Below are 24,446 nucleotides of genomic sequence, written 5' to 3' on the forward strand. Positions count from 1 at the left end.
TCAGTCCGACGCCGGCAGGGGCTTGGCGGCCTTGACCCGCATGGGCGCACCGCAACAGGCCAGCGAGCCCTCGCCCTGCCGGGTGCAGAGCACCTCCGCCCCGCACCGTTCACATTCGTACCGCTTTCCGATCAGGTTCATGCCTGCCTCCGGCCACTGTCCAGCGGGGACATCGGTACCGCGCAGCAGATGAGCTGCTCCGCGGGCGGGCGCACGACCACGATCTCGGTGCCGCACCGCTCGCAGCGCACCCGGCTGCCGACGCGCACCTGTGCCCCGTCACGTATCTCCGCCATCGCGCTCCTCCTCGACCCCAAGAATCCGCTCACTGATCACGCCTCGGTGGCGCAGCTCGTCGATCTCCTCGGGGTTCATGCCGAGGCTCTCGCGCAGGATCTCCTCGTTGTGCTCGCCCAGCAGCGGTGAGCGGAACCGGTGCGCCAGACGCACTCCGCTGCCGGAACCGAACCGGAACGGCCAGCCCGGGTACCGGCGGACCCCGGTCAGGGGATGCTCGATCGTTTGGTAGTAGCCGGTCGCCGTCACCTGCGGATCGTGGTACATCCCAGCCGGGGTGAGCACCTTGGCCGCGGGGATTCCCGCCGCCTGGAGCAGCTCAGCGGTGCCGGCCGGGTCACGGTCCCGGGTCCAGTCGGACAGCCAGCGGTCAATCGAGTCGTGGGCGGCCCGGCGCCCGGCAAGGGTCGCCAGCCGCTCCGCCGGCAGTCCCCGCGGCTCTCCGACGATCCGCACCAGCCGCGTCCACTCCGCGTCGTCGCGGACGGTCAGCGCGAGCCACTCGTCCTCGCCGCGGCACGGGTACACGCCCTGTGGTGCGAACCGCGCCGACCGGGCGCCCGTGCGCCCGAGTACCTCACCGGCGAGGGAATGTTGGATCACCGGCTCCGCCGTCATCGCCGCGACCACCTCGGCCTGCACCAGCTCGATCAGCTGACCGCGCCCGGTGCGCTCCCGGTCCCGCAGTGCGGCGATCACCGCCAGCATGGCGTGCATCGCGACGAGCGGATCGGCGTACCCGCCGGGGCCGAGCGGGGGGCCGTCCGGGTCACCCGTGATCCAGCCCAGGCCGCCGGCGTACTCGAAGGAGTTGCCGAACCCGACGAACTCGCGCCACGAACCCTCCAGCCCGTACCCCGGCATACGGACCATCACGATCCGGGGGTTCACTGCGGAGATCGCGGGATAGCCGAATCCGAACTGCTCGATGACCCGCGGCGAGAAGTTCTCGATGACGATGTCGGCGCCGCCGAGCAGGCGCTCGAACACCGCCCGACCGGCGTCGGTACCGAGGTCCAGGGTCATCCCGCGCTTGTTGAGGTTGGTCGCCTGGAACAGTCCGCTCATCTCGTACCAGCGGCTGCCCTGCTGGGGGAACGCGGCGACGAAGCGGAACCCGTCCACCCGGCGCGGGCCTTCCACCTTCAGCACGTCCGCACCCAGCGCGCCGAGCAGGCTGCCCAGATAGGGGCCGGCCCAGAAGGTGCCCAGGTCCAGCACCCGGAGCCCGGCGAAGGCGTTCGGCTCGGTCACCACGTTCGGCTCGGTCACCGCGTCCGCCCGTCGGCGAGCGCCGGGGCCGGCCCGAGCGGCTCGGCGGGGACGTCGCGCAGCCGGAACGGGGGCCCCGGGTGCACCGCCCCGTCGGGCGCGGGCACGAAGAAGCCGCGCTCCCGGAACGGAGGCAGGTCCGGCGCGGTGGCGCCCGTCGTGATCGGTGCGGCGGGTACCCGGAACGCCTGGCAGATCTCCACCGCGTCGACGACCGTCGTCGCGGCGAACCACGGGCGCACCGCCGCGTAGAACGCCTCCATGTCCCCTTGGTCGTACCGCATCTCCACGTACCGGTCCGCGTACTCCGGCACGCCCAGCAACGAGCACAGGTCGTACCAGTGCTGGCCGGTCAGGCAGTTCACCGCGACCATACCGTCCTGGCAGCGCATCGGGCCGGGAATGTAGGCGGTGTAGCGGGTCTGGACGTACCCCAGTTCGACGAGGGTCTCGCGGCGCAGCATGTCGTACGCGACGGTGTTGAACACCGCTGACATCCGGTCCACCACCACGCGCACCGCAGGCTCGTCCGCTCCGGATCGCCGGCCGGTGAGTCCGGTGAGTCCGGCGACGGCGAGATACGTTCCGGCCGCATACTCCCCGAGCCTGCCGCCGACGGGCACCGGGTCCCCCTCGGCCCGCCCGCGCGGGGACACCCAACCCGCCGCGGCCTGGACGACGAGTTCCGAGGCCTGCCACGTCGCGTAGGGTCCGCCCTCGCCGAAGTCGAGCAGCCGCACCACCGTCCCGGCCCCCTCCGCGACGTCCGCCGCGACCCCCGGCACGGCGCCGAGCCCCTCGTCGACGAGGACCACATCCGCGTTCGCGCACAGCCCGGCGGCCACCGCACGACCGTCCGGTCGCGAGGGATCGAGGGCGACCGAGGACTTTCCGGCGTTGAGATAGCGGAACAGGCCCCCCACCCCGGCCGCCGAGTCGCTCGGCGCGTACCGCCTCAGCCGGTCACCGGCCGGTGGCTCGATCTTGCACACCTCGGCGCCGAGCAGGCGCAGCAAACGGCCGGCGTAGGGAACGGCGATGTCCTGGCCGATCTCCACCACCCGCATGCCGCCCAGCGGCCCCTCAGCCATTGACCGCCGGCCCCGTGAGCAGGTGCCGGATGTGGTTGACGGCCATGCCCGCTTCCGGCGAGGCCATGTCGTCGATGGTCCGTGGCCGGGGCAGCGGAACCCTGAAGTCCTCGATGACGTGGCCGGGGCGGGCGGCCATCACGATGACCCGGTCGGAGAGCAGCACCGCCTCGGAGATGCTGTGGGTGACGAACACGACCGTCTTGCGGTCCTGATCCCAGATCCGCAGCAGCTCGATGTTGAGCGTGTCCCGGGTGAAGGCGTCGACCGCGCCGAACGGCTCGTCCATCAGCAGGATTCGGCTGCCCGCGGCAAGGGCTCGCGCGATCGAGGCACGCTGCCGCATGCCACCGGAGAGCTCCCGCGGAAGCTTGTTCTCGAAGCCGGCGAGGCCGACCATCTCGATCAGCTCCCGGGCCCGTTGCTCGCTGTCGCGACGGTTCCGGCCGGCGATCTCCCCGGGCAGCATGACGTTCTTCAGGACGGTGCGCCAGGCGAGCAGCACCGGGCTCTGGAAGACCATCGCCACATCCGGGCGCGGCCCCTGCACCGGCTGTCCGTCGATTCGCGACCCGCCCAGCGATGCCGGGTACAGCCCCGCGATGATCTTGAGCAGGGTCGTCTTCCCGCAGCCGCTCGGACCGACCAACGAGACGAACTCCCCTTCGCCGACCTCCAAGTCGATGTCGCGCAGCGCCATCACCCGCTCGCCGGAGCGCGTCTCGTACACCTTCGACAGCGCCTCGACGGTGATCAAGGCCTCGGGCGCCGGCCGATCGTGGGTCATCGGACCGCTGCTCTGCGATACCAACTCAGGCACGCCTTCTTCTCCCTGCGAATCAGCCAATGTCCGGTCACATGTCAGGTCAGCGGCCCGGAGACCGGGAAACGGAACAGCTCCGCCGCATTGCGGTAGGTGATCCGGTCCACCTCGTCCCGGTCGATGTCGCGGAGCTGCCGGTGCAACACTTCCTGCGTGTCCGGCCAGGTGGAGTCGGGATGCGGGTAGTCGGACTCGACCAGGATCCGGTCCACCCCGATCCGGTGCCGCTGCTCGAAGCCGGACGGGTCCTCCAGCGAGCTGAACCAGAAGTTGCGCTGGACGATCTCGGTCGGCGTGAACTCGTTACTGGCCCAGCCGCCGGCGTAGCCCGCGTGGTTCTGGTCGACGCAGAACCGGAGCCGGTCCAGCATCGAGGGCACCCAGCCGATCCCGCTCTCGGCCAGCATGATCTTCAAGGCCGGGAACCGGACCGGGATCATCGAGTACAGCCAGTCCACCAGAGCGACGCTCGAGTTGAGCGGGAAGAGCACCGTACGGGTGTCCAGCGGCGCGTCCGAGGCGGCGCCGAGGATGAACGAGGCCGACCCGACGTGCAGGCAGACCACGGTGCCGGTCTCGGCGCAGGCCCGCAGCAGCGGATCCCAGTGCCCGGAGTGCACCGACGGCAGGCCCAGGTGCTCGGGGTTGTCCGGGAAGGTCACGGCCCGGAATCCGCGTTCGGCGTTGCGCCGGATGTACTCGGCCCCCTCGGCGGGATCGCGGAGCCACGGAATCTGGCACGGAATGATGCGGTCCGGGTACGCGCCCGCCCAGTCCTCGAGATGCCAGTCGTTGTAGGCCTCGAACGCCGCCCGGCCGAGCTCCGTGTCACGGCTCATCGAGAACCGGTACCCGCCGAACCCGGCGAGCTTGGACGGGAAGCACAGCGAGGCGGCGATGCCGTTGACATCCATGTCGCGGACCCGCTCGTGGATGTCCCAGCAGCCCTGCCGCATCTGGTCGAAGCGCTGCGGGTCGAAGCCCGCGTTGGTGATGTCGAATCCAACGGTCGCGTGCACGCTCATGTTGGGCAGCAGCTCACCGTCGTACAGCCACGCCTGCTCCCCGTCGGCGTCCTCGACGATCCGGGGCGCCCGGTCCTTGAGGGCGGCGGGGATGCGCCCCTCGAACGTGGTCGGGGGCTCGACGACATGGTCGTCCACCGAGATCACGGTGTAGTGCACCTTCCGCGGTTCCGGCTCGGGCAGCCGGCGCGGGACGTTCTGGGTTCGGGTTGCTCCGTCGGTAGGCGTCATGCCGTGTCTCCTCAGCCCTGCCAGTAGATGACCTTTTTCCGGAGCCAGGTGATGAGCATGTGAACGGCCATGCCCAAGGTGGCGAAGATGATGAGCAGCGCGAAGATGTCCTCCGTGCGCAGCTGGGCCGAGAACTGCTGGATGAGGAACCCGAGCCCCTGCCTCGAACCGAGGAACTCCCCGGTCACCGCGCCGAGGATCGCGAAGACGAGCGCCAGCTCCAGGCCCGCGAAGATGTAGGGCATCGCGGTGGGGAGCCGGAGTTTGACGAAGGTCTGCAGCCGCGAGGACCGAAGCGAGCGCATCAACTCCTCGGACTCCACGTCCAGCGCGGTCAGGCCGACGTAGGCGTTCACCATGACCGGGAAGAAGGCGAGGATCCCGGCGATGATGATCTTCGGCTGGGCGTCGAAGCCGAACCAGATCGTGAGCATCGGGACCAGCGCGATCTTGGGGAACGTCTGGAACGCGACGATGTACGGGTGCAGCACGCGCTCGACGATGGATGACGCCGCGAGCAGGCCACCGACCAGCACACCGAGGATCGTCCCGGCGGCGAACCCGGTCAGCGAATTGCGCACGGTGTAGAGCAGATGGTCGGTGTACCGACCTTCCTGGATGTTGCGCACCAGCGCCTGGATCACGTCGACGGGCGGCGGCAGCACGAATCTGGACACCTCGAACCACTTCACGACGAGGTGCCAGACGGCCAGCACGAGCACCAGCACCGCCGGCGAGAGCAGCAGCTCCGGCCGCCGGCGCAGCAGGCTCGCCTTCTCGACGGGCCGGTCCATCAGGGCGTCGGCAGCACTACGGGCCGCCGAGCCCTCCTGCCCTGCCCGATCGGACACGGTCTGCGGAGTAAGACTCACCGCTCTCCCCCTCTGGTGCGCGGTCCGCGTCTCCACGGTCCTGATCGATCGGGACATCCGCATTGTGGAAGCGGTTTTCACGCTATCAACCTGGTCTTGCATGGTCAATAAACGGTTAATTCGAGTGAACAAAACCCGTCAACGATCGGCTGGGCCGCGACGGGCCTCTTGGGTTGGTCCCCACAGGTCGGCGGCCGCCGCGACCACGTCGTCGGCGGCATAGCCGTCGCTCAGCCGCTGCGCGAAGCGCGACTCGGCGAGCGTCGCCGCGAGGGCCTGGGGCGTCCACCGGCCATCCGGGGCGTCGGCTGTCGCCGCCAGGACCGGCGGTGCCAGCACCCCGACCCGGGGGCCGTAGCAGATGAAGACGTTCCCGCTGACCGATGCGGCCGCGTCCGAGGCGAGATACACCACCAGCGGCGCGACATGCTCGGACGAGAGCCGCCTGGCATCCTCGGGCCGGTCCGCGAAGATCGGCGAGGTCATGGCGGTCGCCGCCCGTGGGCAGATCGCGTTGACCCTGACCCCGTACGCCGCGCACCCCTTCGCCGTGGACACGGTCAGCGCCACGATTCCGGCCTTCGCCGCCGCGTAGTTGGGCTGACCGGCCGGCGCGTTGAGAAACGCCTCGGAGGCCGTGTTGACGATCGAGGCGCTGACGGCCCGCCCGGCCTTCGCCTCGGCCCGCCAGTACGCGGTGGCCCACCGGGTCGTGCAGAAGTGCCCCCGCAGGTGCACCCGCAGCACGTCGTCCCATTCCCGCTCGGACATCGTGAAGACCATCCGGTCCCGCACGATCCCGGCGTTGTTCACCAGCACGTCCAACCGGCCGAACACCCGCACCGCGGTGTCGACCAGCGCGCCGGCCTGTGCCAGGTCGGCGACGTCCCCGTGATCGGCGACCGCCTCGCCGCCGGCCGACACGATCTCGTCGACGACCTCGCCGGCGGCGGCGTCCACGTCGTTCACGACCACGCTCGCCCCCGCCGCGCCGAGCGCGAGCGCCTCGGCCCGGCCCAGCCCGCGGCCGGCCCCGGTCACGATCGCCACCCGCCCGGAGAGATCCACCGTGGTCACGAGTCGCCCCCGTACCCCGATCCAGCCAGATCGAGCGCGACGGCTCGGCCGTGCCGCTCGAAGAGCATGTTCCACTCGTCGCGCGCGGACGCGTCGAAGCGGTGGAATCCGGCGGCGGCCCGGGAACGCCACCACACCGGGTCGTCCACCTCCCAGCGCTCGGCGACGAGCACGCGTTTGCGGACCTTGTTCGTCGCCGTCATGGGAAGCTCGCGGGTGAGCCGGACAAAGCGCGGAATGCCCTTGGGCCCCAGGTCGGGCTGCTCGCGCAGCCACCGCTCGAACGCGGCGGGATCGAACGGCCGGTCGGCTCGCCAGTGCAGGGCCACCATGAGCTGGTCGCCCGCGGCGGGGTCCGGTACCGGATAGACGGCGAGGTTGACCACGTCCGGGTGACGCTGCAACACCAGTTCGATCCCGGCCAGCGCCATGTTCTCCCCGTCCACGCGGGCCCAGTCGCCGCGTCGCCCGGCGAAGTAGAAACGGCCCTGCTCGTCGCGGAAGGCCAGGTCCCCGGTCCAGTACCACCCGTTGCGGGTCCGTTCCCGCTCGGCCTCGGGATCGTCGTAGTAGCCCTCGAACGAGCCGAGACCGCCGGTGTTGACCAGCTCCCCGATGCACTCGTCGGCGTTGCGGATCCGCCCGTTCTCGATCCGGACCGGCGGGCATTCGCGCCCGGTGGCCGGGTCCACCACCCGCTCCCCGCCGCTGCCTCGTCCCATGGCGCCCGGCGGGTCAGCCGGGTCACGGGCGAGGGTCAGCCCACCCTCCGTCTGCCCATAGTGGTCGAAGACCAGGCAGTCGAACCTGCGTCCGAAGGCGACGATGTCGCGCGCGGCCGCTTCGTTGCCGAAGACCGCCCGCAGCGTGCTGGCGGCATCGTCCGGGCGCTCGGGCTGGGCGAGGACGTAGCTCAACGGCTTGCCCACGTAGTTGGCGTAGGTCGCCCCGAATTTGCGCACGTCGGCCAGGAAGCCGGACGCGGAGAACGACCGGCGCAGCGCCAGCGCGGCACCGGCGACGAGCGCGGGGGCGAAGCCGGCGATGATCGCGTTCGAGTGGAACAGCGGCATGCAGATGTACGCGGTGTCCTCGGGGCCCAGCGACACCCGATCGGCGACCTTCTTCCCCCGCCGGACGATGGCCCCCTGCGAACAGCGCACCGCCTTCGGTTCGCCGCTGGTGCCGGAGGTGAACAGGAGAAGGTACAGCGAGTCGGGGCCGACCCGCGGCGCGGACCCGGCCGGGTGGTCCGGGATGTCGATCCGAGTGGCATCCAGAACCGGTACGCCGAGGTCGATCCCGTCCAGCCGCGGCCGCAGCGCGGGCTCGGTAACCACGACCTGGCAGTCCGCGCGGCGGGTGTCGCGGGCCAGCCCCGCGGGCGAGCGGGTCGCGTTGAGACCGACGACCGTCGCGCCGCACAGGGCCGCCCCGCAGAGCAGGAAGATGTGCTCAGGCGTCGTGTCGAGCAGGGTACCGATGTGGAACGGTCCCGGCCGGCGGCGGGACATCAGCAGATCGGCCCACCGGTGGGCCTGTGTCACCACCTCGTCCCAGGTCCAAGTCCGATCCTCGAAGAGCAGCCCGGTCCGGTGGTCGCCGGCCCTGGCGAGAACGAGATCGCGAACCGTCGGCCCGTCGCCGGTCATGCGCCCTCCGCTTCGCTCCGGATCGGTCATGACCGTTCCTTGGGCAGGCCGAGCAGGCGCTCACCAATGACGTTGCGCATGACCTCGCTGGTCCCTCCTCCGATGCTGAGCCCCCGGGTATCCAGGAACGCGTGCCGCCAATGCCGCGCGTCGGCCCCGTCGGCAAGGGCACCGCGTCCAAGCAGTTCCAGCCCGAACGCGGCCACCTCCTGCCGGTGCTCGACGCTGATGAGCTTGCGCACCGTTGGGTCCGGGCCCGCCGACCCCTCCGGCTGCGGGTGCGCCGCACGAAGCCCGAGCGCCCGGACCGCGTACTCGGCCGCCGCGAGCCGGCCCAGCCGCCCCAGCACGGTGGCGTCGGGGTGCACCGAGCGCGCCGTGGCGAGTATCCGGTCGAAGCCGCCGCCGGAGAACGCCATGGTGCTCATCGCGGTCCGTTCCGCCGCCAGAGCGAGGCGCACCAGCCGCCACCCGTCGTCGACCTCGCCGAGCACCATCGCGTCGGGCACGAACACGTCATCGAGAAACACCTCGTTGAACCGTGTCTCGCCGGTGATCTGCCGCAGCGGACGCACGTCGACGCCGGGGGTGCTCATGGCAACCGCGAAACAGGTGATCCCACGATGGCGCGGGCCGCCGCCGGTCCTGGCCAGGCAGAGTCCCCAGTCGGCCTCATGCGCGCGGGATGTCCACACCTTCTGGCCGCTCAGGCGCCATCCACCCGCGACCCGGACCGCCCGCGTCGCCAGGCCCGCCAGGTCCGAGCCTGCCCCGGGCTCGCTGAACAGCTGGCACCAGCGCTGCTCGCCGGAGAGGATCGCCGCGATCATGCGTTCGCGCTGCGGGCAGAGCGTGCCGTCGAGCAGTACCGGGAGCACCCAACGGGCGATGCCGAGGTCGGGCGGTTCGATGCCGTACGCCCGGGATGCGGTGAGGATCTCGGCCGCTTCGCGTGGCCCGGCGCCGCGGCCCCACGGCGGTGCGAGTCCCGGGACGATGAGCCCCTCGGCGGCGAGCGCCGCCCGGCGCTGCTCTGGGGCCACCGCCGCACACCGGCGTACCGCGGCCAACGCCTCGGTCTCGCCCTCCCCGCCGTCGCCCACCATAGGGACCGGCTCGGGCAGCCCACCGTTGAGGCAGCGCCGACCGAGCTCGACGGCCTCCGCCGGCCCGGCGGCCAACCGCTGGTTCACGACCGCCCGCCGCAGGTGCAGGTGCACGTCGTGTTCCCAGGTGAAGCCGAGACCGCCCAGGATCTGCAGGCATGATCCGGCACCGGCGACCGCCAGGTCCGGCGCGAGGACGGCGGCGGCCGCCACCGCCACGCCACGGCGCGGATCGTGCCAGCTCCGCGCCGCCTCCCAGACCAGGGCCTGGACCGTCTCCCGGCGCACGAGGAGATCGGCGCACCGATGCTTCACGGACTGGAAGGCCCCGATCGGCCGCCCGAACTGCTCGCGGCTCACCGCGTGGGCCGCCGCGGTCCGGGTACACCAGTCCAGGGTCCCGGCCGCCTCGGCGGCACAGAGCAGGCCGAGTGCGTGGGCAATGGACGTGGAGAGCCCCACCGGCAGCAGGCGGTCACGACCCTGGCCGGCGTCGACGGTGCCGCTCGCCATCGGCCGGGCGCCATCGAATGCCGGCTCGGGGCGAGTGACGACCTCCCCGCGCCGCAGCAGCAGCCACCGCTCCCGATCCGCCAGCGCGCGGACGAGGAGCAACTCGGCGTCGGCCGGACCGACCAGCAGCGGCAGGTCGCCCCGCACGCGCAGGCCGCCGTCGGGGGTCGCGGTGAGTCGCGGTGCGCCGTCCACCGCGACGGCCACCCGGGCCCGCCCCGAGCCGATCTCCTCGCACAACGAGGCCGCCAGTGGATGATCCAGGTGATCGGCGAGGGCGAGGGTGGCGAGCAGCCCGGCGAAGTAGGAACCGGTGGTGAGCTCGGCGGCGAGTCGCTCGACGACGATGATCAGGTCGAGCGGGTCACCGCCGCCGCCGATCGGCTCCGGCAGGTGCGCGGCCAGCAACCCGAGCTCGGCGAGGCCGCGAACGGGATCTGGCGCCGGCCCATCCGTCAGCGCGGCACGTGGAAGCCGCGGGCCCGCGTGCCGCCGCGTCCACCCGTCCAGCGCGCCGGCGAGCAGCTTCCGCTCCTCGGCGCGCGCGTCGTGCGGTGCGGCGGCGGACATTACAGCAGCTCGAGAATCGTACCGGTGGCGAGCGCACCGCCGGCGCACATGGTGATGAGGGCATACCTGCCGCCGCGGCGCTCCAGTTCGTGCAGAGCGCTGACGATGAGCCGGCTTCCGGTGCTGCCGACCGGATGGCCGAGGGCGATGGCACCGCCGTTGACGTTGAGCCGCTCCGGGTCGGCGCCGGTGGCGCGCAGCCACGACAGCGGCACGGCCGCGAAGGCCTCGTTCACCTCGAAGATGTCGATGTCGGAGAGGCTCAGGCCCGCCTTGTCGAGCACCGCCGCGGTCGCCTCGACCGGACCGTCGAGCAGGAAGTACGGGTCCGTTCCGACCAGGACATGGGCGAGCAAGCGGGCCCTGGGCCGCAGATCGCGTGCTTCGGCCGCCGCCCGGTCCATCCACAGCACGGCGGCGGCCCCGTCGGACAGCTGCGACGACGTTCCCGCGGTGTGCCGGGCGTCCTCGGCCAGCGGGCGAAGTCCGGCCAGGGCCTCCCGGCTCGTCTCCCGCAGTCCCTCATCACGGGTGACGGGCGCGCCCCCGGCCGGGTCTGGTACGGGGATCACCTCCCGGTCGTACCGGCCTTCGTCCCACGCGCGGCGAGCCAGCCGCTGGGAGCGCAGCCCGAACGCGTCGAGATCCTCCCGGGTGAGCCCGCGGCGGTCGGCGATGCGCTCGGCGGCGCCGTACTGGGTCGGCATGTCCCAGGGCCAGCCGGGCGGGCGTGGCGTCTGCAGGCCGGCGGGCTTGTTGCTGTGCAGCGGGACGGTACTCATCGACTCGACGCCGCAGCCGATCCCTATTTCGATCATGCCGGCGGCGATGAGCGCCGACACCATCGCGTTCGCCTGCTGGCCCGACCCGCACGCGCAGTCGACCGTGACGGCGGCGACGTGCGCGGGCAGGCCGGCGCCGAGCCAGGCATTGCGAGTGACGTTGCTGCTCTGCTCGTTGGCCGTGGTGACACAGCCGCCGATCAGCTGCCCGACGTCACCGGGATCGACGCCTGCGCCGCTCAGTACTGCGCGCAGCGGCGCGGCCAGCAGGTCGGCCGGATGGACCCCGGCGAGCCCGGCTCCCCGCTTGCCGATCGGGGTCCGCAGCGCCTCAACAATGACCGGCTCGTTCATGTCGTTCCTGTTCCTCGAGTACCGCGGGGACGCCCGGTGGGCGGATCGGAGTTCTGCGGATCGGAGTTCTTTGTCACCGATCCGCCCGCCGGCTACCGCATCAGAAGGACGGTGCCTTGTAGGTACGGGCAAGTTCTTCGATCGGTTTCGGATCGAAGTCCTTGGCGACGTCGTTGAGCAGCGAGAGGTCACGCCAGGCGTCCAGCGTGATGTTGGCGGGGGCGAGGCCGGCGGCCTTCAGCGGCTCGATACCGCGGCTGAGCGCCTCATCGGACGTGAACCCCAGCGACGTCTGGGGATAGCCCGGGGGACGCGAGTTCTTCATCCGCTCCTCGACGATGGCGAGCGCCTTCTTGAACGCTTCCTGGTCGTTGTCGGCGGCGGGCTTGGATTCCGGGTACAGCTTGAGGGCGATCGCCGTGGCCTTGTCGGGCGCCGCGAGCGCGAACGTGTATCCCTTCAGCAGCGCGCGGAGGAACCGCTTCAGGACATCCGGCCGCTCCTGGAGCATCTTGGTCGTCGCGACGAGCGTCCCGGGCGGCAGCAGATCCTTGTCGAACTTGGTGTCGAGCCGGTGGGAGGGCAGGCCCGCGTTGGTGAAGGCGATGCCGTCGCTGTCGATGCCGCACCACGAGTCGATCTTCTTGGAGCGCAGTGCCTCCGCGACGGCCGCGAGCCCCGAGTTGATCGGTACCTGTTCGATCTGGTTCGCCGCGACGCCGTCGAGCCGAGCCGACTCCAGGCAGTAGATGGCCGTCCCCGTGCCGATCGAGGTCACGCCCATGCGTTTGCCCGCGAGGTCGGCCGGCGACTGCACGGGGCCGCTGTCGGGAACGTAGAGGCCGATGTTGGTGAAGGCGGTGAAGAACACCGACTTGGTAACCGGCTTCTTGCCCGCGAACACGACCTGGCTGAGCGTCGCCGGCACGCCGACGTCGAAGCGGCCCGTCTCCATCTGCGCCAGGGCGATCTCACTATTGGTCTGGCCGCTGGCCTGGATCGTCACGTCCAAGCACTCCTCGGCGAAGAAGCCGAGTTCCTGTGGCACCTGGGCATATCCGACGGAACCCAGCGTGACGCTCGCGGCGGCGAGAATGTAGTTGACCTTGTCGACGGACTTGCAGTTCGCCGTGCTGCCCGCGGTGCTGTCCGCACCGCCTTTTCCGCAGCCCATGGCGCCGCCGGCGACCAGCGCGAGGCAGATCAGTCCGCCTGCGGTACGTCGGCGCCACCCTCGAGTCACGGTCATAACGATCACCTCCTTACTCCACATAATGGATGTGGCCTTCACATTGCAGAAGCTATGGGCGTCATGACAGGGGTGTCAAGGCCCCACTTTCCCTATTGACAGATCTGCAGCCGGGCGAGCCCGCGAACATGGGCGCCGCGGTCGTTGCGGCCTTCGAAGCGCACGGTCACCGCCGTCCCGGCATCCGCGGCAGTGCACTCGACGACCTCGCCGGTGAGTCGCATGATGTCGCCCGGGTAGTTCGGCGCGCCGAGACGCAGGTCGATCCCGTGCACCACCGCCCGCGGGCCGGCCCAGTCCGTGAGGTAGCGACTCACCAGGCCCGCCGTCGTCATGATGTTCATGAAGACGTCCGGCGAGCCCGCTCGCACCGCCGCGTCGCGATCGTGGTGGCCGGGGTAGAAGTCACGCGAGGCGATCGCCCCGCAGACGATCAGCGTGGTGGTGACGTCCACGTCCAGCACCGGCAGTTCCTGTCCCGCCCGGGCGGGCGGCGTCCCCGTCACAACGCACCTCCCGGCCGGCTACGCGTGGCGAGGGACCGGCCCAACCCCGCCAGGTGCTCGGCCGCCACCCCGAGGGTGAACTCGAGCGTCTTGAACCTGAAGAAGTACCGATGCAGCTGGTAGTCGAGATCGATGCCCACCCCGCCGTGCAGGTGGTGGGCCGCGGAGATGATCCGGTGGCCGCCCTCGGCGGCCCAGAACCGCGCCACGGACACCGCGTCCCGGGCGTCCTCCCCCTGGTCCAGCAGGTTGGCGGCCTTCCACATGGTCCAGGTCATGGCCTGCAGATCGATGAATCCGTCAGCCACCCGGTTGGCGACCGCCTGGAAGGAACCCAGTGGGCGGCCGAACTGCCGCCGCCGGGTGGTGTAGTCGGCGGTGAGCCGCAGCGCCGCCTTGGCCAGACCGCAGATCTCGGCGGTGCTCAGCACGAGGTGATGCAGCCGGGCCCGCTCGAGCAGCGCGATGCCGGCCTCGCCGGCGAACACGTCCCCGTCCCGCAGCAGCGGCCCCTCCACCGCGACCCGGGCGCAGACGTCCACGCCACTGGTTTCCACCCGCTCCACGACCACCCCCGGCAGCCTCGGCTGGAGCAGGACCGCGAACCGGGCACCATGCGGATCGGCCGCGGCGACGAGCAGACGGTCGGCGATCGTGGCGTAGGGCACCACCGGCAGGGTTCCGTGCGCTGTCCAGCCGCCCTCGACGGGCTTGAGCGCGATGGGTCGCATGGCCTCCTCCGCGCCCGCGACCGACGGGATCACCAGTGCCCGTCCCGCCGCGATCTCGGCGAGGAGCCGGTCGGGCCGCAGCGCCGCGGGCAGGCCGGCCAGCGCCAGGGCGGCGGCGAGCACCCCCGGCAACGGCGCCGGGGCGACGCAGCGGCCGGCCTCCCACGCGACCAGGCCCGCTTCCACCACGCCGCGCCCGGCCCCGCCCACGTCCTCAGGCAACGCGATCCCGAGCAGCCCCGCGCCGGCGAGTACCCGCCACAGCTCCTCGTCCCAGTCGGATCCCGACGTCTGCCGCGCGGCCAGCCGCTCGGGCGTGACGAGGTCACTGAACACCTGCCGGGCCAGCTGCGCCACCGCGGTCTGGTCCTCGTCGAACGAAAAGTCCATCACTCTCCCCGCTCACGCGGCCGGAACCGCAGCGTCACGAAGTCGACCGAGCCGACCAACTCATCCGCGTCGTCGGTGTAGCGCATCTCGGTGGTGATGAAGTAGCCCTCACCGAGCGCCGTCGACTTCCGTGGCGAGATCGACCGGATCGTTGCCTGATAGTGCACCCGTTCTCCGACCGTGAGATACCGGGCGATGCTCAGCGTGCAGCCGGTCGCCACCACGGAGGTGTAGCCGGCGTCCGCGAGCTCCGCGACCAGTTCCTCTTCAGCGTTGCCCGACTGCTCCGGAGTGGGGCACCGCCGGTCGTGGTGGGTCCAGGACTGGAGCATGGCCGGCGGAGCGACCGTCTGCCCGAACGGTCCCGTGCGGGCCCAGTCCGGATCGGTGTAGGCGGGGTTCCAGTCGCCCATCGCCTGGCACCAATGACGGATCATCGGTTCGTTGACGGCATCCGCGGCGACCCGGGGCGACCCGCTGGTCCGGCCGACGAAGGTCAGCAGGCGGGTGTGCAGCTCGTCCACCGCCGGCCCGCCGGAGACCTCCGGCCCGCGATTCGGCGCCGTCATGCCCGCACCGCCGAGTGCAGACGCCGATCGACCCGGGGCATCCCGAGGCCGGCCCTGGCCACGATCTCGCGCTGCACCTCGTTCGTCCCGCCCCCGAACGTGTTGATCACGGCGCGGCGGTAGGCGAACTCCAGCGCCCCCCAGGGCGAGTGTCCACGATTCGTGTCCGCGAGCAAGCTCTCCGGGCCCACCACCTCCATGAGCAGCCGGTAGACCCGCAGCACCGTCTCGGTGCCGAACACCTTCACCGCGGAGGCGTCCGCCGGGTCCACCTCGTCCCGGCCGACCTCCCACGCCATACGGCAGTTGAGCAGGTGCATCGCCTCGACGAGAGCGTGACTGCGGGCCAGGTTCTGCTGTACCCACGGAATGTCGATGACGAGGACACCGTCCCGTTCCGTGGTGCCCGCCCACGCCACGACCTCCTCGTGCAGCCGGACGGCCAGGCCGCCGAACCCCGCCATCGCGACGCGCTCGTGATTGAGCTGGGTCTGCATCAGCCGCCAGCCGTCGCCCTCCTCGCCCACCAGCCCGTCGCGCGGCACGCGCACGTCCTGATAGTGGGTGATGTAGGTGTCATAGGAGGCGAGGGTGCGGATGGGGGCCGCGCTGTAGCCGGGCGACGCGGTGCCGACGATGAACACCGAGATGCCCCGATGGTCCTGGGTATCGGGTTCGGTACGCGCCGCCAGCCAGATGTAGTCGGCCGTGGCACCCCGGCTCGTGAAGACCTTGGTGCCGTTCACCACGTACTCGTCCCCGTCGCGGACCGCCCGGGTGCGCAGCGACGCCAGGTCGGTACCTGCCTCGGGCTCGGTGTAACCGATCGCGAAGTCGATCTCGCCGCGCAGAATCGCCGGCAGGAACCGCTCCTTCTGCTCGGGGGTGCCGTAGTCCATCAGGGTGGGCCCGACCGTGTTCAGCGAGATCATCGGTATCGGTGCGCCGGCTCGCTGCGCCTCGTCATAGAAGATGAACTGATCCATCGCGGGACGCCCCTGGCCGCCGTACTCCACCGGCCAGCCGAGGCCGAGCCAGCCGTCCGAGCCGAGGCGGCGAATCCAGGCGCGGTAACGCGGCCCGTGATCTTCCCATCGCAGGTCGGAGAACTCCCCCTCCAGATGAGTCCGGAAGTACCGGGAGAGTTCGGCACGCAGCTTTCGCTGCTCATCGGTGTACGTCAGGCGCATGTGGACCGGCTTTCGATGAACGGCCTATCGTTGTGGAAGTTAACTCCGTATTGTGGAAGTAGCTTAGGAAGCCGTGACCCAGCCGTCAACCACGCCGCAGAGGAGAACGCATGCACCGCACCTTCGACGAGTACCGCACCGCGTACCGTCACCTGACCATGCAGCGCCGCGACGGCGTGCTCGAGGTGCGCCTGCACACCGGCGACGGTCCGCTGGTCTGGGGCGCCGGGCCGCACAGCGAGCTCGGCTGGGCGTTCCGGGAGATCGGCGGCGACCCCGGCAACCGGGTGGTGATCCTCACCGGGACCGGCACCGAGTTCATCGCCCGGCTCGACGACAGCTGGGTGGGGCCGATGACGCCGCAGAAGTGGGAGCGCATCTACACCAACGGCAAACGCCTGCTCGCGGCGCTGCTCGACATCGAGGTCCCGGTGATCGCGGCGGTGAACGGCAAGGCGACCGTCCACGCCGAACTCGCCGTACTGTCGGACATCGTGCTCGCCACGCCGGAGACGGTGTTCGCCGACGCGCCGCACTTCCGCTTCGGCACCGTGCCCGGGGACGGCGTGCACGCCGTCTGGTCGACGCTGCTGGGCATCAACCGCGCTCGCTACTTCCTGCTCACCGGACAGCGGCTCACCTCGCGCGAGGCGAAGGATCTGGGCGTGGTCAACGAGGTCGTCCCCGCCGGGGAGCTCCTTCCCCGCGCCCGCGCGATCGCCGAGGACCTCTGCCGGCAGGACGACATCACGCTGCGCTACACCCGGGAGGTGATGACCGAGCCGTTGCGGCGGCTCCTCGCCGAGCGGATCGGTCACGGCCTCGCCCTGGAAGGTCTCGGCGCCGCCGCCACCTGGCCCGCGGGCTGACGCCTCACGCGGCATCCGGGTCGTGGTCCCCGACGTAGAGGGCGGGCGGCGGACGGTCCGGGTCCTCCCGGTAGACCCAGTGCTGCTCGCAGCCGTCGTCGCCCTTCCACCGGCACCTGTGGACCTCGACCCGGAGCAGGTTCTCGTCGGCCGCCCGGTACCCCTCGAAGCACCCGGACTCGAACGCCCCCGTGTAGCGGGCGTTCTCCGGGTGATCCTCGCTGTAGTAGACGCACTCACGGCGCCGGACCACACAGCGGCCCTCGTCGTGCTCGGCGTAGAGCGCCGCCGCGTGCTTGGGTCCGCGGATGCTGTGCACCAGGTCCTGGTACAGCGCCATCATCCGGGCGCTGCCCGCACCATCCTCGATGCCGTGGGCCCGCAACAGCATCGCGTACCCGCGACCGCCGTACCGGCGGCCGATCTCATGCGCGATCTCGGTGGCCTTCTCGACCCCGACGACCTCCTCGGCGATGCTGTAGAACGTCTGGAAATTGTTCTCGATCTGCCGGCTCATGCTGTAGACGAGATGGTCCACGGTGAGCTCCTCGATCGGGATCTCGTACCGGTCCATCCGCTCCCGCTCCTGCGCCGTCAGCCGCCGCCCCGGGTAGAACAGCAGCGGATCGTTCGCGTACGGCTCCTGCATCCTGCGATCTCCTTCCGACCTCAGACATGGCGTTCCCGCCCCTGCCAGTACGGCTCCCGCAGCACCCTCTTGGCGATCTTCCCTGTCGATCCGCGCGGAAGCGCGTCGGCGAACTCGATCGAGCGGGGCTTCTTGTATCCGGCCAACGTGGTGGCGCAGTGCTCGACCAGTTCCCGCTCCGAGGGCGTGGCCCCCGGCCGCCGGACCACGATGGCCTTGACCGCTTCACCCCAGTGGTCGTCGGGTACCCCGATGACCGCGACCTCGGCAACGCCGGGGTGTCGCGCGAGAGCGGCTTCCACCTCGGCCGGGTACACGTTGTACCCGCCGCTGATAATCAGCTCCCGCATCCTGTCCACAATGGACATATAGCCGTCACCGCCTCGCCGCGCCACGTCGCCGGTGCGGTACCAGCCGTCCCGGAAGACCTCCCGGTCGGCGTCGGGCCGCCCCCAGTAGCCGGCCATCACGTTCGGACCCCGGACCCAGAGTTCACCGGCCTGGCCGTCCGGCACGTCCGCCCCGTCCGGGCCGGCGAGCCGCACCTGAACGGTCGCCACCTCGCGGCCCGCGGTTCCCAGCCGCGCGCCGTCCGGGACACCGTTCAGGACGTGGTCCCGCGGCGGCAGCACCAGCACCGGATGCGGCGCCTCGCACGACCCGTAGACCTGGACGAAACGCGGCCCGAACACCTCGATCGCCTCCCCCAGCGTGGCGGGGGCGATCGGGGAGCCGCCGTAGGTGATCGCCCGCAGCGACTCCGGGCTCGGCCCGCCCCGCCGGGCCACGTCGGTGAGTGCCGCCACCATCGTGGGGACGAGGAAGCTGTGCGTCGCATGCTCCCGGACCACGAGCGCCAGGAACCGCTCCGGGTCCCAGGAGCGCACCGGGAGGTTACGGCTGCCACGCAGGAAGTGGGCGAGCACCTTCGATCCGCTGCCGTGCGCCATCGATCCCACGTGGACCATCCCGTCGCCGGGCCGCGGGTCGATCTCGTCCGCGAGCATGTTCACGGTCGCCGCCAGCCGGCTGCGGTTCGTCGCGGTGGCACCCTTCGGGCGTCCCGTCGTGCCGGAGGTGTAGAGCAGAAAGCTCGGCGCGTCGGGCGCGAGCGCCACGCCCGCAGGCCCGTCCACGGCCCCGGCGAGCGCCTCGTCGTAGTCGAGGCCGAGGCGGCCGGCGCCGAGCCGGATGAGGTGGCGCAGCCGCGGGCAGAGCGCCCGCAGTTCGGCCACGGACTCCTCCTCGGCCGCGTCGAAGACCAGGGTGTCGGCGCCGGAATCGGCGAGGACGAAGGCCCGCTCGTCGAGCGTCAGGCGGGTGTTGACCGGGACCCGCACCCGGCCCGCCTTGGCGATGCCGAAGTCGATCTCGACCGACTCGAGCCGGTTCGCCAGCAGCATCGCGACCCGTCCACCGGTCGCGCCGCCCAGGCCCAACAGCAGATTCGCCAGCCGGTTGGAGCGCCGCTCGACATCGGCGAACGTGGCCGTACGCTCGCCGTCGACCACGGCGGGCCGTTTGCCGAACCACGCCGCGGCGCGGGCGACCAGAGCATCGATCGTTACCATGTCGGACTCCCTGCACTAGCTGTGGACTAGACTTCCACAATATGACAACATCGGGAAGTGCCTGATGACCGATTGGCCGAGGCGGTCGCTCGGTGGCGGGATGACCACGGTGATCGCCTCACCGGGCCAGACGACCGGACCGCCTCCGGGTTGCCCGTCGCGCCCCTATACACCCCGCTCGACGTCGCCGACGGGCCGGACGAGCACCTGACCCAGCGTGGGCTCCCCGGCGAGTACCCGTTCACCCGTGGCATCCGGCCGGGGATGTACCGCGAGGGCCTGTGGGTCATGGGCCAGTACTCCGGGCGGGCCTCACCGGCCGAGACGAACCTGCGGATCCGCAGCCTGCTCGCCGGCGGGCAGCAGGGCTTCTCCATCGCCCTCGACCTGCCGACCCAGAACGGGCTGGACTCCGACCACCCGCTCTCCGCCGGCGAGGTCGGCAAGGTGGGAGTGCCGATCGACACCCTCCGGGACGTGGAGGACCTGCTCGACGGCATCCCGCTCGACCAGGTGTCCCAGATCCGGACCACCGCGAACGCCATCGGCCCGATCGCCGTCGCGCTCCTCGTGGCGGGCGCGGAGGCCCACGGCTACCGGCCGTCGGACTTCAAGGTGATGCTGCAGAACGACGTGCTCAAGGAGTACCTGGCCCGCGGCACGTACATCTTCCCGCCCCGCCGGGCGCTGGAGTTCACCGTCGACGTGATCGAGTACTGCGCCAGGGAGCTGCCGCACTGGGAACCGATCGAATTCTGCGGTTACCACATCCGCGACGCCGGCGGTTCGGCTGTGCACGAACTCGCGATCGCCTTCGCCAACGGGATCGAGTACCTCGACGCGGCCCTGCGCCGCGGCCTGCGGCTGGAGGACTTCGCGCACAACGTGTATCTCTTCCTCGCCGCACACATCGACCTGCTCGAGGAGGTCGCGAAGTTCCGGACGGCGCGGCGGATGTGGGCGCGGCTCATGCGGGACCGTTACCGGGTCACCGACGAGCGCGCATGCGCGGCGAACATCTTCGTGTACACCCTCGGCAGCCTGCAGACCGCGCAGGAACCGTTGAACAACATCGTGCGGATCGCCTACCAGGCCCTCGCGGCGGCACTGGGCGGGGTGCAGACGCTCGCCACGTCCTCCTACGACGAAGCCCTCCAACTGCCCGGGGAGCAGGCCGTCCGGGTCGCGCTGCGCACCCAGCAGATCCTCGCCCACGAGACCGGGGTCACCCGGACGGCGGACCCGCTCGGCGGCTCGTACGCCGTCGAAGCGATGACCGACCGGCTCGAACAGGCCGTCGCCGCGGAGCTGGACCGCATCCGGGACAGGGGCGGAGCCCTGGCCGCGCTGGAGTCGGGCTGGCTGCGCGACACGCTCGACGACGAGGCGTACCGCCAGCAGATGGAGATCGAGGAGCGCCGTCGAACGGTCGTCGGCGTGAACCGCTTCACCACCGATCAGCCGCCCGCGTTCGGCGAGTTCGGCGGCGGCCCGGGCGGCGACACCGAAGCCGAGCAGCGCGAGCGGCTCGCGAAGGTCAAGCGCGACCGGTCCCCGGGCGCCGTCGCCGACAGCCTCGCCGAGGTCGCGGCGGCCGCACGGCGCGGCGACAACACGATCCCGTCGATCCTCGTCGCCGTCCGCGAGTACGCCACGGTCGGCGAGATCTGCGCGGCGCTGGCATCGGTATGGGGACGCGCCTCCACGCGCTGATCACCTGACGTCTGACGGGAGTTCGAGGTGCCGATCGACAGCACGGTCGTCGGGCGGGAGGGACCGGCCCGGACCCACCGCTGGTCCGCCGCGGACACGCTGCTCTACGCGGTCGCGGTCGGCGCGGGCATGGACGACCCCACCCGGGAACTCGCCTTCACCACCGAGAACACCGCCGGGGTCCGGCAGCGGGTGCTGCCCAGCTTCGGCGTGCTGCTCACCCATGCGCCGCTCCCCCGGCTGGGTAGCTACGACCCGGCCGGACTGGTGCATGCCGAGCAGTCCTTCACGCTGTCCCGGCCGATCCCGGCCGAAGGCACGGCGCGGGCCAGGACGCGGGTGACCGGTGTGTACGACAAGGGCTCCGGCGCGCTCGTCGTCACCGAGTCCACCGCCACCTGCCCCGATGGCGAGGTCCTCGTCACCGCCCGCAGCGCGGTCTTCATCCGTGGCGAAGGCGGTTTCGGTGGCGAACGCGGCCCGCGGGACACCTGGCGGCTGCCGGACCGCGCGCCCGACCGTGCGGTCACCTACCCGACCCGTCCCGAGCAAGCGCTGCTGTACCGGCTCAGCGGCGACCGTAACCCGCTGCACTCCGACCCGCGGTTCGCCGCCCGAGCCGGGTTCGACCGTCCGATCCTGCACGGCCTGTGCACGTACGGCGTGACCGGACGGGCCCTGCTGCACGAGCTCGCCGGCTCCGATCCGGCTCGCCTGCGCGGCATGTCCGGCCGCTTCACCGCCACCGTGTTCCCCGGGCAGAGCCTGACGGTGGAAATGTGGGCACAGCAGGACACGGCGCTCTTCCGTACGCGCACAGACGACGGGACCATCGTGATCGACCGTGGCCGGGCGTGGGTCGAGTGAACGGGCATGTGAGGAGGCGAACGTGGATCTGATCAGCCTCCGGCACATCGCCGAGCGCGGCGTGACCTTCGAGCTCGACGAGCGGGGGTTCCCGATCCGCCCGCTGGTCGTGGTCGACCTCGACGATGCCGACTGGCGCGCCGCGCGGGACGCGGCCGCAGCGCTGGACGGGCGCAACCCCGTGCTGGTGGGCGTGGCGACCTCGGCGCTACCGGCTGCCTCCGCGCCCCTGCTCGAGCGGATGACCTGCACGCTCGCCCCGGACGGCCCGGGCCGGTACTGCGCGGGTGGCATCGAGGATCTGGGCAGCATCGCGGAGACGGTCGGCGCGGCGCCGCACGCCGCCGTGGCCCTCGCCGAGCTGCTCGAGGTCAGCGCCCGATGCTCTGTCGCCGACGGCCTGCTGCTGGAGTCGTTCGCCTACTCGATGCTGCTGGCCGGGCCGGAGTTCACCGCCTGGCGCGAGGGCACCCCGCGGCGCGACGTCGGCGACAGCGACGATCCGGTCGTGCTCGATCGGTCCGGGGACACCCTGACGATCACCCTGAACCGTCCGGATCGGCACAACGCGTTCGGCCGCGCCATTCGCGACGGCCTGCTGCGAGGCCTCGACGTCGCACGACAGGACCCGTCCGTCCGGGAGGTGATCGTCCGCGGGGCGGGACGGTCGTTCTGCAGCGGGGGCGACCTGGACGAGTTCGGCACCGCGCCGAACGTGTCGGCGGCGCATCTCGTTCGCCTGCACCACAGCGCCGGCCACGCCGTACACCAGGTGCGTGACCGCGCTCGTTTCGTCGTGCACGGCGCCTGCATCGGCGCCGGCGTCGAGATACCCTCTTTCGCCGGGTCCGTGGCGGCCCGGGACGACGCCTACTTCCAGCTGCCCGAGCTGCGCATGGGGCTGATTCCCGGCGCCGGTGGCACGGTCAGCGTCACGCGACGGATCGGACGCTGGCGGACGGCCTACATGGCATTGACCAACCGGCGGGTCGACGTTTCGACGGCGCTGCGGTGGGGTCTGGTGGACAGCCGTGCCTGAGCCCGATCCGGTGGCGGAGGCGGTGAACCTCCTGTTCCGCGACGTGGAGGTCGACGGCGACCGGGTCGACGTCCGGGTGCGGGGAACCCGTGTCGTCGATGTCGGAGCCGGCCGGAGGGCCGACCACGGGGAGGCGGTCACCGTCGTCGAAGGCCGTGGCGGGGTTCTGCTGCCCGGTCTGCACGACCACCACGTGCACCTGCTCGCGCTCGCGGCCGCCCACGACTCCGTCGACTGCGGCCCCGCCGTCCGCGACAGGTCCCGCCTCGCCGCTGAACTGCGCAAGGCCAGGGGAACCTGGGTGCGGGGCACCGGCTACCACGAGTCCGTGGCCGGAGACCTCGACCGGCACGCACTCGATGCGCTCATGCCCGACCGCCCGGTGCGCATCCAGCACCGCGGCGGCGCGCTCTGGATGCTGAACTCGGCGGCGATCGCGCTGGTGTCGCACGTGCTCGACGACTCCGCCGACGTCGAACGAGATGCGCGTGGCGAGCCGACCGGGCGGCTCTGGAGGTACGACTCGCGCCTGCGGCCCGCCCTTCCGCCGCCGGACCTCGACCTGGCCCGGCTCGGCCGGGAGCTCGCGGAGCATGGCATCACGAGCGTCACCGACGCCACGCCCGACGTGGACGCGGGAGCGGTATCACTGCTCGCCGCGGCGCACGCCGGAGGCGACCTCCCACAACGCATCACGCTGCTGGGCGCGCCCACCGGCACCGCGCTGCCGGCCGGGCTCACGGCCGGGCCACGCAAGCTGCTGCTGCGCGACCACGCCCTGCCGACCTTCGACCGGCTGCGCGACATGATCGCCGAGACCCACCGGACCGGACGAGCGGTCGCGGTGCACTGCGTGACCAGTGAGTCGCTGACCCTGACCCTTGCCGCGGTCGAGGACGTCGGCGCCATCCCCGGTGACCGCATCGAGCACGCCTCGGTCGTTCCACCGGGCCTCGCGTCCTGGATCGCCGGCCTCGAGGTCGCGGTCGTCACGCAACCGGACTTCCTGCGCACCCGCGGCGACGACTACCTGCGCGAGGTCGACATCGCCGAGCGGCCATTCCTCTACCCGTACCGTTCGCTGGTCACGTCCGGTGTGCGGGTCGCGGCCTCCAGCGACGCCCCGTATGGCGAGCTCGACCCGTGGCAGGTGATCCGGACGGCCGGTCGGCGGACCAGCACGCGGGGGCGAGTGATCGGCCCGGAGGAGTCGGTCACGACGGCTGCCGCCCTCGCCGGCTATCTGTCCTTCCCGCGTGACCCGGGCGGTCGCGCCAGGCGGGTTCGCCCCGGAGTCCACGCCGACCTGTGCCTGCTGCACGTTCCGCTGGCAGAGGCCCTGAGGGACCCACGATCCGAGCACGTCCGATTGGCGGTGATCGGCGGACGGCTCCATCGACCGCCTTCCTGAACGCAGACGCTGAACGGAGACGCTGAC

23 protein-coding genes are annotated in these 24,446 nt (G+C 71.3%); 5 read left to right on the plus strand and 18 right to left on the minus strand.

Annotation, left to right across the window (positions count from 1 at the left end; translation table 11 throughout):
* The 16 genes from ABT297_RS27525 to ABT297_RS27600 form a co-directional block, all read right to left on the minus strand.
* Positions 1-141 carry a hypothetical protein gene (locus ABT297_RS27525; protein ID WP_350554740.1) on the minus strand — a complete coding sequence of 47 codons (141 nt, stop codon included), beginning with the start codon at positions 139-141 and terminating at the stop codon, positions 1-3.
* Positions 138-296 (minus strand): hypothetical protein, encoded by a 159-nt coding sequence (locus ABT297_RS27530; RefSeq protein WP_350554742.1) that lies wholly within the window; start codon positions 294-296, stop codon positions 138-140. Before ABT297_RS27530 ends, ABT297_RS27525 begins: the two co-directional genes overlap by 4 nt.
* Positions 280-1,569, minus strand: coding sequence for a CaiB/BaiF CoA transferase family protein (locus ABT297_RS27535; protein WP_350554744.1), 1,290 nt, complete (start codon positions 1,567-1,569; stop codon positions 280-282). The genes ABT297_RS27530 and ABT297_RS27535 overlap by 17 nt, the downstream gene beginning before the upstream one ends.
* Positions 1,566-2,660 (minus strand): CoA transferase, encoded by a 1,095-nt coding sequence (locus ABT297_RS27540; RefSeq protein WP_350554746.1) that lies wholly within the window; start codon positions 2,658-2,660, stop codon positions 1,566-1,568. The genes ABT297_RS27535 and ABT297_RS27540 overlap by 4 nt, the downstream gene beginning before the upstream one ends.
* Complete coding sequence (locus ABT297_RS27545) at positions 2,653-3,480, minus strand: ABC transporter ATP-binding protein (RefSeq protein WP_350554748.1); 828 nt, start codon at positions 3,478-3,480, stop codon at positions 2,653-2,655. The genes ABT297_RS27540 and ABT297_RS27545 overlap by 8 nt, the downstream gene beginning before the upstream one ends.
* 41 nt (positions 3,481-3,521) lie before the next feature.
* Positions 3,522-4,739 (minus strand): amidohydrolase family protein, encoded by a 1,218-nt coding sequence (locus ABT297_RS27550; RefSeq protein ID WP_350554750.1) that lies wholly within the window; start codon positions 4,737-4,739, stop codon positions 3,522-3,524.
* Positions 4,740-4,750: 11 nt separating this feature from the next.
* Complete coding sequence (locus ABT297_RS27555) at positions 4,751-5,590, minus strand: ABC transporter permease (RefSeq protein WP_350554752.1); 840 nt, start codon at positions 5,588-5,590, stop codon at positions 4,751-4,753.
* Between the two features lie 159 nt (positions 5,591-5,749).
* A complete protein-coding gene (locus tag ABT297_RS27560; protein ID WP_350554754.1) occupies positions 5,750-6,688 on the minus strand; it encodes an SDR family NAD(P)-dependent oxidoreductase in 939 nt (312 codons plus the stop codon).
* The gene (locus ABT297_RS27565) at positions 6,685-8,370 is read right to left on the minus strand and encodes an AMP-binding protein (protein ID WP_350554756.1); all 1,686 of its coding nucleotides are present in this window, start codon (positions 8,368-8,370) and stop codon (positions 6,685-6,687) included. Before ABT297_RS27565 ends, ABT297_RS27560 begins: the two co-directional genes overlap by 4 nt.
* A complete protein-coding gene (locus tag ABT297_RS27570; RefSeq protein WP_350554758.1) occupies positions 8,367-10,529 on the minus strand; it encodes an acyl-CoA dehydrogenase family protein in 2,163 nt (720 codons plus the stop codon). Before ABT297_RS27570 ends, ABT297_RS27565 begins: the two co-directional genes overlap by 4 nt.
* Positions 10,529-11,665, minus strand: coding sequence for a steroid 3-ketoacyl-CoA thiolase (locus tag ABT297_RS27575; protein ID WP_350554760.1), 1,137 nt, complete (start codon positions 11,663-11,665; stop codon positions 10,529-10,531). Before ABT297_RS27575 ends, ABT297_RS27570 begins: the two co-directional genes overlap by 1 nt.
* A gap of 100 nt (positions 11,666-11,765) precedes the next feature.
* Positions 11,766-12,914: an ABC transporter substrate-binding protein gene (locus ABT297_RS27580; RefSeq protein ID WP_350554762.1), complete on the minus strand. Its 1,149-nt coding sequence runs from the start codon at positions 12,912-12,914 to the stop codon at positions 11,766-11,768.
* 92 nt (positions 12,915-13,006) lie between these two features.
* Positions 13,007-13,420, minus strand: a complete 414-nt coding sequence (locus ABT297_RS27585; protein ID WP_350554764.1) for a MaoC family dehydratase — start codon at positions 13,418-13,420, stop codon at positions 13,007-13,009.
* Complete coding sequence (locus ABT297_RS27590; protein WP_350554766.1) at positions 13,417-14,541, minus strand: acyl-CoA dehydrogenase family protein; 1,125 nt, start codon at positions 14,539-14,541, stop codon at positions 13,417-13,419. Before ABT297_RS27590 ends, ABT297_RS27585 begins: the two co-directional genes overlap by 4 nt.
* The gene (locus ABT297_RS27595; RefSeq protein ID WP_350554767.1) at positions 14,541-15,110 is read right to left on the minus strand and encodes a MaoC family dehydratase; all 570 of its coding nucleotides are present in this window, start codon (positions 15,108-15,110) and stop codon (positions 14,541-14,543) included. The genes ABT297_RS27590 and ABT297_RS27595 overlap by 1 nt, the downstream gene beginning before the upstream one ends.
* Positions 15,107-16,300 (minus strand): acyl-CoA dehydrogenase family protein, encoded by a 1,194-nt coding sequence (locus ABT297_RS27600; protein ID WP_350554769.1) that lies wholly within the window; start codon positions 16,298-16,300, stop codon positions 15,107-15,109. The genes ABT297_RS27595 and ABT297_RS27600 overlap by 4 nt, the downstream gene beginning before the upstream one ends.
* A 110-nt stretch (positions 16,301-16,410) precedes the next feature.
* Here ABT297_RS27600 and ABT297_RS27605 point away from each other — a divergent pair, with 110 nt between their 5' ends.
* Positions 16,411-17,169, plus strand: coding sequence for an enoyl-CoA hydratase/isomerase family protein (locus ABT297_RS27605; RefSeq protein ID WP_350554771.1), 759 nt, complete (start codon positions 16,411-16,413; stop codon positions 17,167-17,169).
* A 4-nt stretch (positions 17,170-17,173) separates the two neighbouring features.
* Here the strand turns inward: ABT297_RS27605 and ABT297_RS27610 are convergent, their stop codons facing one another.
* A complete protein-coding gene (locus ABT297_RS27610) occupies positions 17,174-17,818 on the minus strand; it encodes a hypothetical protein (protein WP_350554773.1) in 645 nt (214 codons plus the stop codon).
* 20 nt (positions 17,819-17,838) lie between these two features.
* Positions 17,839-19,389, minus strand: coding sequence for a class I adenylate-forming enzyme family protein (locus ABT297_RS27615; RefSeq protein WP_350554775.1), 1,551 nt, complete (start codon positions 19,387-19,389; stop codon positions 17,839-17,841).
* Positions 19,390-19,446: 57 nt separating this feature from the next.
* On the opposite strand from ABT297_RS27615, the gene ABT297_RS27620 reads away from it, so the two are divergent.
* From ABT297_RS27620 to ABT297_RS27635, 4 genes are read left to right on the plus strand one after another with little or no spacing between them, the layout of a single operon-like run.
* A complete protein-coding gene (locus ABT297_RS27620) occupies positions 19,447-21,102 on the plus strand; it encodes an acyl-CoA mutase large subunit family protein (RefSeq protein WP_350554777.1) in 1,656 nt (551 codons plus the stop codon).
* A 27-nt stretch (positions 21,103-21,129) separates the two neighbouring features.
* On the plus strand, positions 21,130-21,969 hold the full coding sequence (locus tag ABT297_RS27625) for a MaoC/PaaZ C-terminal domain-containing protein (protein WP_350554780.1): 840 nt from the start codon (positions 21,130-21,132) through the stop codon (positions 21,967-21,969).
* Between the two features lie 22 nt (positions 21,970-21,991).
* Positions 21,992-23,008 carry an enoyl-CoA hydratase/isomerase family protein gene (locus tag ABT297_RS27630; protein ID WP_350554782.1) on the plus strand — a complete coding sequence of 339 codons (1,017 nt, stop codon included), beginning with the start codon at positions 21,992-21,994 and terminating at the stop codon, positions 23,006-23,008.
* Positions 23,001-24,419, plus strand: coding sequence for an amidohydrolase family protein (locus ABT297_RS27635; RefSeq protein ID WP_350554784.1), 1,419 nt, complete (start codon positions 23,001-23,003; stop codon positions 24,417-24,419). The genes ABT297_RS27630 and ABT297_RS27635 overlap by 8 nt, the downstream gene beginning before the upstream one ends.
* Positions 24,420-24,446 lie beyond the last annotated feature (27 nt).

This window comes from Dactylosporangium sp. NPDC000555 (genome assembly GCF_040300025.1).
Classification (GTDB): domain Bacteria; phylum Actinomycetota; class Actinomycetes; order Mycobacteriales; family Micromonosporaceae; genus Dactylosporangium.

Bases quoted from the DNA above. Each gene is read 5' to 3' on its own strand.
- ABT297_RS27540 (WP_350554746.1), bottom strand. From the start codon at position 2,660: ATGGCTGAGGGGCCGCTGGGCGGCATGCGGGTGGTGGAGATCGGCCAG.
- ABT297_RS27530 (WP_350554742.1), bottom strand. From the start codon at position 296: ATGGCGGAGATACGTGACGGGGCACAGGTGCGCGTCGGCAGCCGGGTG.
- ABT297_RS27575 (WP_350554760.1), bottom strand. From the start codon at position 11,665: ATGAACGAGCCGGTCATTGTTGAGGCGCTGCGGACCCCGATCGGCAAG.
- ABT297_RS27590 (WP_350554766.1), bottom strand. From the start codon at position 14,541: ATGGACTTTTCGTTCGACGAGGACCAGACCGCGGTGGCGCAGCTGGCC.
- ABT297_RS27595 (WP_350554767.1), bottom strand. From the start codon at position 15,110: ATGACGGCGCCGAATCGCGGGCCGGAGGTCTCCGGCGGGCCGGCGGTG.
- ABT297_RS27615 (WP_350554775.1), bottom strand. From the start codon at position 19,389: ATGGTAACGATCGATGCTCTGGTCGCCCGCGCCGCGGCGTGGTTCGGC.
- ABT297_RS27580 (WP_350554762.1), bottom strand. From the start codon at position 12,914: ATGACCGTGACTCGAGGGTGGCGCCGACGTACCGCAGGCGGACTGATC.
- ABT297_RS27600 (WP_350554769.1), bottom strand. From the start codon at position 16,300: ATGCGCCTGACGTACACCGATGAGCAGCGAAAGCTGCGTGCCGAACTC.
- ABT297_RS27565 (WP_350554756.1), bottom strand. From the start codon at position 8,370: ATGACCGATCCGGAGCGAAGCGGAGGGCGCATGACCGGCGACGGGCCG.
- ABT297_RS27525 (WP_350554740.1), bottom strand. From the start codon at position 141: ATGAACCTGATCGGAAAGCGGTACGAATGTGAACGGTGCGGGGCGGAG.
- ABT297_RS27605 (WP_350554771.1), top strand. From the start codon at position 16,411: ATGCACCGCACCTTCGACGAGTACCGCACCGCGTACCGTCACCTGACC.
- ABT297_RS27550 (WP_350554750.1), bottom strand. From the start codon at position 4,739: ATGACGCCTACCGACGGAGCAACCCGAACCCAGAACGTCCCGCGCCGG.
- ABT297_RS27570 (WP_350554758.1), bottom strand. From the start codon at position 10,529: ATGTCCGCCGCCGCACCGCACGACGCGCGCGCCGAGGAGCGGAAGCTG.
- ABT297_RS27610 (WP_350554773.1), bottom strand. From the start codon at position 17,818: ATGCAGGAGCCGTACGCGAACGATCCGCTGCTGTTCTACCCGGGGCGG.